Here is a 7,332-nt window from a genome sequence, read left to right on the forward strand (position 1 = left end):
CAGGCGCAGGCGGTCTGCCGTCGCTCATGATCCCCCATGTGCGTATCGGCTAGGTGGTCAGCTGGTTATCGTGCTGACACGGTACATTTCATGACGGTGCGTGACGGGTGGCTAGTTGTGATCGCGTGAGACGCCGTTGACGCACGCCTCACGCCTCACGCCTCACGCATGCCTCACGCACGTGTCGTCATGCTGGGCAGGAGGGGCACGGGTGGACGATCAGGCTGCGGTCGCGCATCTTGCGGGGCGTATCCGCGCGTTACGCCTCGAAGCGGGCATGCACAGTCTGGCCGAGCTCGCTCGGCGTACCAACCTGGACCGGGCTGGGATCAGTCGGGCCGAAGCTGGCCGGTTTCTGCCGTCCGATGTGGTTGTGGAGGCTATCGACACCGCGGTGGGTGCCGGTGGAGAGTTGGTGCAGCTCCGTGCGCGGATCTACCGGGCGCGACACGGCATCGGCGAACCGCAGGAGGTGAGTTCCACGGACCGGCGGCAGATGTTGGGGGCAGGCGCGTTCACCATGCTGTCCGCGCTTGCTGCGGACACCTCCCGGGAGATCGCGCGCGGCGACCCTGATCCGCTGACGCTCGTGGACATTGATGACGACATCGACCGCATCGCCGCGGTCTACGCCGTCACCCCGCACGCCGTGCTTCTTCCCCAGGTTGAACGGCGCTGGCTTCAGGTTGACGCCGCGCTGAAGGGCCGGAGCAGCCTGGCCGTACATCGCCAGTTGAGTCTGGCGGCCGGAAGGCTGTCCTACTTCGCTTCCCGGCTAGCGTTCAACTTCGGTGACTTCGCCATGGCTCGGCATCTCGCCGTGCTCGCCGGACAGTACGCCGAGCAGACGCAGGACACGGTGTTGCTCGCGTCGGTTGCCGGGATGCACTCGTCGATCGCCTACTACCGGAAGCGGTATGAGGCGGCCGTGGCTGTCTTCGACGGGTGCCCGTCTGATCCGCCGTACCTGCGTGCCCGGAACGCAGCGTACCGGGCACGCGCCCACGGACGCCTCGGCAACGCGGCGGCGGCCCGGGCCGAACTGGCGCTGATGCACCGCTCCCTGGCTGATGGACCGCAGCGGCTGGGGGACCTCCCGCTCGGGGAGGCGGCTGCGGGCATGTTCACGGCCGGCACTCTCGCGTCGATCGGGCACGGCCAGGAGGCGGAGCCATGGGCGCGGCAGTCCGTAGCCGCGCATGAAGCCGCCGGGCCGCGAGCGAACCGGGAGGAGTGGGGACATGCTCTGCTCACCCTGTCCGCAGCGTTGATCTCCCGGGAACGCCCAGAGCCGGAAGAGGCTGCCCGGGTCGGTATCCAGGTCCTGGACGTCGTCGATGGCCATCCCACCCACACCGTGACCCACCGCGCCGGGGAGATGCTGACCATGCTGGCCGACCATCGCGCGCTACCTGCGGTCAGAGACTTCCGTGACCGGCTCGCTGCCGCACCACGGGCGGAGCTGACGGCGTGAGCGGCCCGCTCGGCAAGCCGACCGTCATCGTCGTACCCACCGTGGTCACCGACCGGCTGATCCTGCGCTGCTGGCGGGCGGATGATATCGACCCGTACGCGGCGATGAACGCCGACGAGGAGACTATGCGCCACCTCAACGGCACCTTCGACCGGGACGCTACAGAGCGGCTGATCAGCCATCTGATCGGTATGTGGGTGCTGCTCGGCCATGGCATGTGGGCCATCGAGGATAAGGGCACCGGCGAATTCCTCGGTCGGGCCGGGCTCTACTTCGGTCCAGGATGGCCCGGGGTCGAGGTCGCCGTGTCGATCCGCCGGGACCGCTGGGGGGAAGGACTCGGTATGGAAGCATGCCGTGCCGCGATCGCCTGGGGGTTCGCCACCCTTGCCGTGGGCGAGATCGTCACCTTCACGAACCGGGACAACGCCGGGATGAACGCGATCGCCCGGAAGCTCGGGATGACCTTCCAAGGTGAGGCGTCCGCCATCGGCCCATGGCGGGACAACAACGTCTACGCCATCACCCGGCAGACGTGGGAGGCCCGTACCAGCGGGTGAGGTCCGCAGGCGCTGGCGGTCTGGCGGGGTCCTGGGCTGGGGGTCGAAAACCCGTCTACGTGTTCTTGGCGAAGACCAGGCGCAGCCCGATAAGGGTGAGATGCGGTTCGTGATACGCCAGCGTCTCGCTTTCAGCAATGATCAACGAGGCGAGCCCGCCGGTCGCGATAACCACGGGCGCTGTGTCCAGCTCGTTGATGATGCGCCGTACCAGGCCGTCCACCTGCCCGACCACACCATAGATCATTCCTGACTGCAGCGCCTCCACCGTACTTTTCCCGATCACTGACCGCGGCGGTGTGAGCTCGACCTTCCGTAGCTGCGCGGCCCGCGACGCAAGCGCGTCAAGGGCGATCTCGATGCCGGGAGCGAGGGCGCCACCGAGGAACTCACCCCGGCTGGAGACGACATCCAGATTCGTGGACGTCCCGAAGTCGACAACGATCGCCGGCCCCCCGTACAGGTGGTGTGCGGCGAGGGTGTTCATGATGCGGTCGGCGCCGGCTTCCTTGGGGTTGTCGATGAGGATCGGCACTCCGGTGCGGGTGCCGGGCTCTACCACGACCGCGGGGATCCCGTCAAACGTCCGTACCAGCATGCGGCGGATCTCTCGTAACGCCGCCGGCACCGTGGAGCAGACCGATACCCCGTTGACGTTGTAGCCCCGCAGCAGCCCGCGGAACAGCAGTGACAGTTCGTCCGCCGTGGCGTGCGGGTCGGTACGTATCCGCCAGGAATCGATGAGCTCGTCGTTGTCGAAGACGCCTAGAACGGTGTTGGTGTTGCCGATGTCGATCGCGAGCAGCATCAGTCCGTCTCCGTCTCCGTGGCGCGACCGGGCTGGCCACCAGAATCCGGGCTCGGTTCAAGACTCAGATCGAGACCGAGATCCAGCGCGGGTGCGGAGTGGGTCAGCGCGCCCACCGCCAGGAAGTCGACACCGGTCTCGGCGACCGCCCGCGCGACCCGTAGCGTCAGCCCTCCGCTGGCCTCCACCCGCACCCCGGCTGGGTGCGCGATCGCGACCGATTCACGTAACTCCTCCGGGGCCATGTTGTCGCAGAGAATCAGATCCGCACCAGCTGCCACAGCCTCGATTACCTGGGCCGGTGTGTCGCATTCCACCTCGATCGGCAGACCGGGGAAACGGGTGCGCACGGCGGTGAAGGCCGCCAGCACTCCGCCCGCGGCGATCAGATGGTTGTCCTTCACGAGCGCGGCGTCCGCCAGCGACATCCGGTGGTTGACCCCGCCGCCGCAACGTACCGCGTACTTCTCCAGAGCACGTAGCCCTGGCAGGGTCTTGCGGGTGTCGCGGATCAATGCGCCGGTGCCGTTGACCGCGTCTACCCAGCGGCGGGTCGCGGTCGCGATCCCGGACAGGTGACATATCAGGTTCAGCGCGCTGCGCTCCGCGGTGAGCAGCGCGAGTACCGGGCCGGCCACGGTCAGGACGGTGTCACCGGGGTTCACCCGGTCGCCGTCCGAAAAAATGATCTTTGTGTTCAGCTCCCCGACAGGCTCGGCGACAGACCGCGGCGCCTGCTCGGCATCAGCCGTGTCATACCGTAGCCCGTACTCTTCGGCCAGAACCAGCTCGAACACCGCGGCCGCCACTGAGAGGCCGGCGACGATCCCGGGCGCACGTGAGACGATCGCGGCCCGGCCGTGCAGCCCCGGCGTCACGGTCGCGACCGACGTCGCGTCCACCGGTCCCGCCGGGCCGTCGGCAAGATCTTCAACAAGGGCCCGGCGGACGAGCCCGATGACCGCTTCCGGGTCGAGACCGGCGGCTAGCAGCCCGCCCCGGGTTGCCGCTGACAGTGGTGACACGCTCGGCGACGGCTCGCCGCCGGCCGGCGTGGGCAGCGACGCTGGGGGTGGCAGCGGCGGTGATGGCGGCATCAGGCGGCGTCCGACGCCCGCCCCGTGGCGGCGCTCGCGTCCGGGACGCGCGGGCCACCCGCGGCGTTTGACATATCCGAAATATCCAACGCCTCGTATGTCACTGATAGCTCACCCTCCGCATCCAGGCGGGTGAGGATGTGGCCACGCCACGCACCATCATCGGTGTCGGGGAAATCCTCCCGCCAGTGGGAGCCTCGCGTCTCGTGACGCATCGCCGCGGCAGCGACCAGCACGGTGGCGACCGTCCGCAGATTCGTCGTCTCCCAGGCGTCCGGCCCGGCTGTGACCGTGTTCCCGCCAGCCCGTGGCATCCCGAGGGCGGTGAGCGTTCTGGCGCTCCTGCGCAGGCTGTCCGCGCTGCGCAGCACCCCCGCGCCGTCGGCCATCGCCCGGGCCAGGCTGGCGCGGGTTGCGGGGCCGGTAAGCCCGGCCGAGCCGCGTCCCACCACCGGGTCCTCGGGCCGCGCCGGTGCCGGCAGCCCCCGGGCGAGGTCGGTGGCGATCCGGGCGGCGAAAACCAGCCCTTCCAGCAGGCTGTTGGAGGCCAGCCGGTTCGCGCCGTGCACGCCTGTGCACGCGACCTCGCCGCAGGCATAGAGACCGGGGACGCTGGTGCGGCCCCAACTGTCCGTCCGGACACCACCGCTGGCATAGTGCGCGGCCGGAGCGACCGGAATCGGGGCGCTGACCGGGTCCACCCCGGCGGCCCGGCAGCGGGCGGTGATCGTCGGGAAGCGGCGCAGCAGCGTGGAGCCGCCCAGCCCGCGGGCGTCCAGGTAGAGATGATCGACGCCCTGGGCCGCCATGACGCGCGACATCTGTTTCGCCACGACGTCGCGTGGGGCGAGATCCATCAGCGGGTGGACACCTGCCATGACAGCGGTGCCGGCGGCGTCCACCAGCCGGGCGCCCTCGCCCCGCATGGCCTCGCTGACCAGGGGCTGCTGGCCGGGCACGAGGTCGCCTCGGTTGTGGGCCGTACCGGCGGCGCCGGGTCCGGCCAGCCACAGCGCGGTCGGGTGAAACTGGACGAACTCCAGGTCGGTGACGATTGCCCCGGCCCGCAGGGCCAGCGCCACGCCGTCCCCCGTCGAGACCGGCGGATTCGTGGTCGAAGCGAATACCTGTCCCATCCCGCCGGTCGCGAGGATCACCGCGCGGGCGGTTACGGCGCCCACGCCGTCTGCCGTCCCCTCACCGAGGACGTGCAGGGTCACTCCGGCGGCGTTGCCGTCCGCGTCCAACAGCAGGTCGAGGACGAGCGCGTGTTCGATCACCTCGACACCCGGGTCCGCGCGCAGCGCCGCGATCAGTGCCCGCTCGACCTCCAGGCCGGTGGCGTCCCCGCCGGCGTGCACAACTCGGTTGCGCAGGTGGCCGCCTTCCCGGGTCAACGCGAACCCACCGGTGGAGCTGTCGCGGTCGAACGCGGCACCGAGGTCGGCGAGCTCCCGAACCCGGGCCGGGCCTTCGGTGACCAGGATCCGGACGGCATCGACGTCACACAGCCCGACTCCGGCGACCAGGGTGTCAGTCAGGTGATCGTCGGGGGAGTCCTCCGGAGCGAGCGCCGCGGCAATGCCGCCCTGTGCCCACCTGGTCGAGCCCTCGTCGAGGCGCGCCTTGGTGACCAGTAGCACCCGACCGCCGGGCACGGCCGTGCGGGCGTGCAGCACGGCGGTCAGCCCGGCGATCCCGGACCCGATCACGACGATGTCGGTTTCGCGGGTCCACCCCGGCCGGGGCGCGCCGAGCCGGCATGGCAGGACCGTCACGTACGGATCCGGTGGTTGGCCGATGCCTGGCCGGCTGACGCCAGCCGTCCCGCCGGCTGGATCGCGGCGCTCTGGGCGGCGTGCTGGCCGACGATGTCCCCGCGCAGGCTCGACGGGTCGTCCGGGATTGCCTGCGCCGGGTCGTCCCCGTGGGCGACGACCCGGTTGGCGGCATCCACGAAGAGCACCCGTGGAGCGAACCGGCGGGCGTCCGTATCGGTCATGACCGCGTACGACAATATGATCACCAGATCGCCGGGATGGACGAGCCTGGCCGCGGCGCCGTTGATCCCGATGACCCCGCTGCCCCGCGGGCCGGCGATCGCATAGGTCTCCAGCCGGGCACCGTTGTCGATGTCAACGATTGTGACCTGCTCGCCGGGGAGCAGATCCGCATCCTCCAGCAGGCCGGCATCAATCGTTACCGAGCCAACATAGTGCAGGTCGGCCTGAGTGACCGTGGCTCGATGGATCTTTGATTTGAGCATGGTCCGGAACACGGTCAGCCGGCCTCCTCGGGCAGCGTGAGCTCAATGTTGTCGATCAGTCGGGTGGTGCCGACACGAGCCGCCACCAGCAGCAGCGCCTGGCCGGTGCGTACCGGTGTCAGGTCGTCGGGACTGGCGAGAGTGAGGTAGTCAACGTCAATGCCGGGTTCGGACGCAAGGACGTTCCCGGCGGCCTCGAGCACCACGTCAGCGCCTTCGTCCGCGACGCTCACCCCCACGGCCAGCGCCCGCGACAGCGCGAGTGCGGCCTGGTGCTGATGGGTCGTCAGGTAGGCGTTGCGGCTGGACAGGGCCAGCCCATCCGGTGCCCGGACGGTTGACACCCCGACGACTTCGGTCGGGAAGGCGAGGTCTCGCACCATACGGCGGACAAGGACGAGCTGCTGGGCGTCCTTCTTGCCGAAGAAGGCCAGCTGCGGGCGGGTGAGGTGCAGCAGTGTCGCGACGATTGTGAGAACACCGTCGAAATGACCGGGACGGCTCGCGCCTTCCAGCAGATCGCCGAGTGGGCCGGCGCAGACCCGGACCGCCGGTGGGGCCTCGTGCACGATCGCCGGCGCGAAGATTATGTCCACTCCCTCGCGGGCGCATATTTCCAGGTCGGCGTCGAGCGTCCGGGGGTAGCGCGAGAGATCCTCCCGCGGGCCGAACTGGAGCGGGTTGACAAAGATCGTTACGATCAGTTGATCGGCGCGTGCGCGAGCGGCCCGGATCAGTTCGCTGTGCCCGGCGTGCAATGCCCCCATCGTCATTACGACCGCACGCGTTTGGTTGGGCACTAAAGGTAATGAATGCAGCAGTCCCTCAAGATCTGCTCGGCTGTGTGCCAGCGCGGGCTCTCCGCCGCCGGAGGGTCGGGGGCGCGCCGAAGTCGTGGTTCCAGCTTTGGCCATCAGTGTCGTTCCAGTCCTCGTGGGGGTACCGGACGTCGGCGGTCAGCGTAACGCGCCCGCAATCGCCCGCGCTCAACTGTTGCCCACCGCACATCGCACTCATGTCCATCTTCATGCCGGGGCGAACAGAAAGAGCTTCTATAAGAAGATCAACTAATGGCGACGGCAGTGGCCCGGCCTTGGCTTGTCCCGGCCTGACGGACATCCGCCCGC

Annotated in this window: 7 protein-coding genes; 2 read left to right on the forward strand and 5 right to left on the reverse strand. The window is 69.2% G+C overall.

What is annotated here, in order from left to right; genetic code table 11:
* Positions 1–211: 211 nt before the first annotated feature.
* On the forward strand, positions 212–1,474 hold the full coding sequence (locus MJ783_RS10400; RefSeq protein WP_239310189.1) for a helix-turn-helix transcriptional regulator: 1,263 nt from the start codon (positions 212–214) through the stop codon (positions 1,472–1,474).
* Entirely contained in the window at positions 1,471–2,034 is a 564-nt protein-coding gene (locus MJ783_RS10405; RefSeq protein WP_239310190.1) for a GNAT family N-acetyltransferase, read from the forward strand. The genes MJ783_RS10400 and MJ783_RS10405 overlap by 4 nt, the downstream gene beginning before the upstream one ends.
* Positions 2,035–2,089: 55 nt before the next feature.
* Here the strand turns inward: MJ783_RS10405 and MJ783_RS10410 are convergent, their stop codons facing one another.
* The 5 genes from MJ783_RS10410 to panC are packed head-to-tail and all read right to left on the reverse strand — an operon-like array spanning position 2,090 to position 7,119.
* On the reverse strand, positions 2,090–2,842 hold the full coding sequence (locus MJ783_RS10410) for a type III pantothenate kinase (RefSeq protein ID WP_239310191.1): 753 nt from the start codon (positions 2,840–2,842) through the stop codon (positions 2,090–2,092).
* Positions 2,842–3,939 carry a carboxylating nicotinate-nucleotide diphosphorylase gene (nadC, locus tag MJ783_RS10415; protein WP_239310192.1) on the reverse strand — a complete coding sequence of 366 codons (1,098 nt, stop codon included), beginning with the start codon at positions 3,937–3,939 and terminating at the stop codon, positions 2,842–2,844. Before nadC ends, MJ783_RS10410 begins: the two co-directional genes overlap by 1 nt.
* Positions 3,939–5,717 carry an L-aspartate oxidase gene (locus tag MJ783_RS10420; protein ID WP_239310193.1) on the reverse strand — a complete coding sequence of 593 codons (1,779 nt, stop codon included), beginning with the start codon at positions 5,715–5,717 and terminating at the stop codon, positions 3,939–3,941. Before MJ783_RS10420 ends, nadC begins: the two co-directional genes overlap by 1 nt.
* Positions 5,714–6,217, reverse strand: a complete 504-nt coding sequence (gene panD / locus MJ783_RS10425; RefSeq protein ID WP_239310194.1) for an aspartate 1-decarboxylase — start codon at positions 6,215–6,217, stop codon at positions 5,714–5,716. Before panD ends, MJ783_RS10420 begins: the two co-directional genes overlap by 4 nt.
* A gap of 2 nt (positions 6,218–6,219) precedes the next feature.
* The gene (gene panC / locus MJ783_RS10430) at positions 6,220–7,119 is read right to left on the reverse strand and encodes a pantoate--beta-alanine ligase (protein ID WP_239310195.1); all 900 of its coding nucleotides are present in this window, start codon (positions 7,117–7,119) and stop codon (positions 6,220–6,222) included.
* Positions 7,120–7,332 lie beyond the last annotated feature (213 nt).

It is taken from the genome of Protofrankia sp. Cj3 (assembly GCF_917627355.1).
In the GTDB taxonomy this organism is placed as follows: Bacteria; Actinomycetota; Actinomycetes; order Frankiales; family Frankiaceae; genus Protofrankia.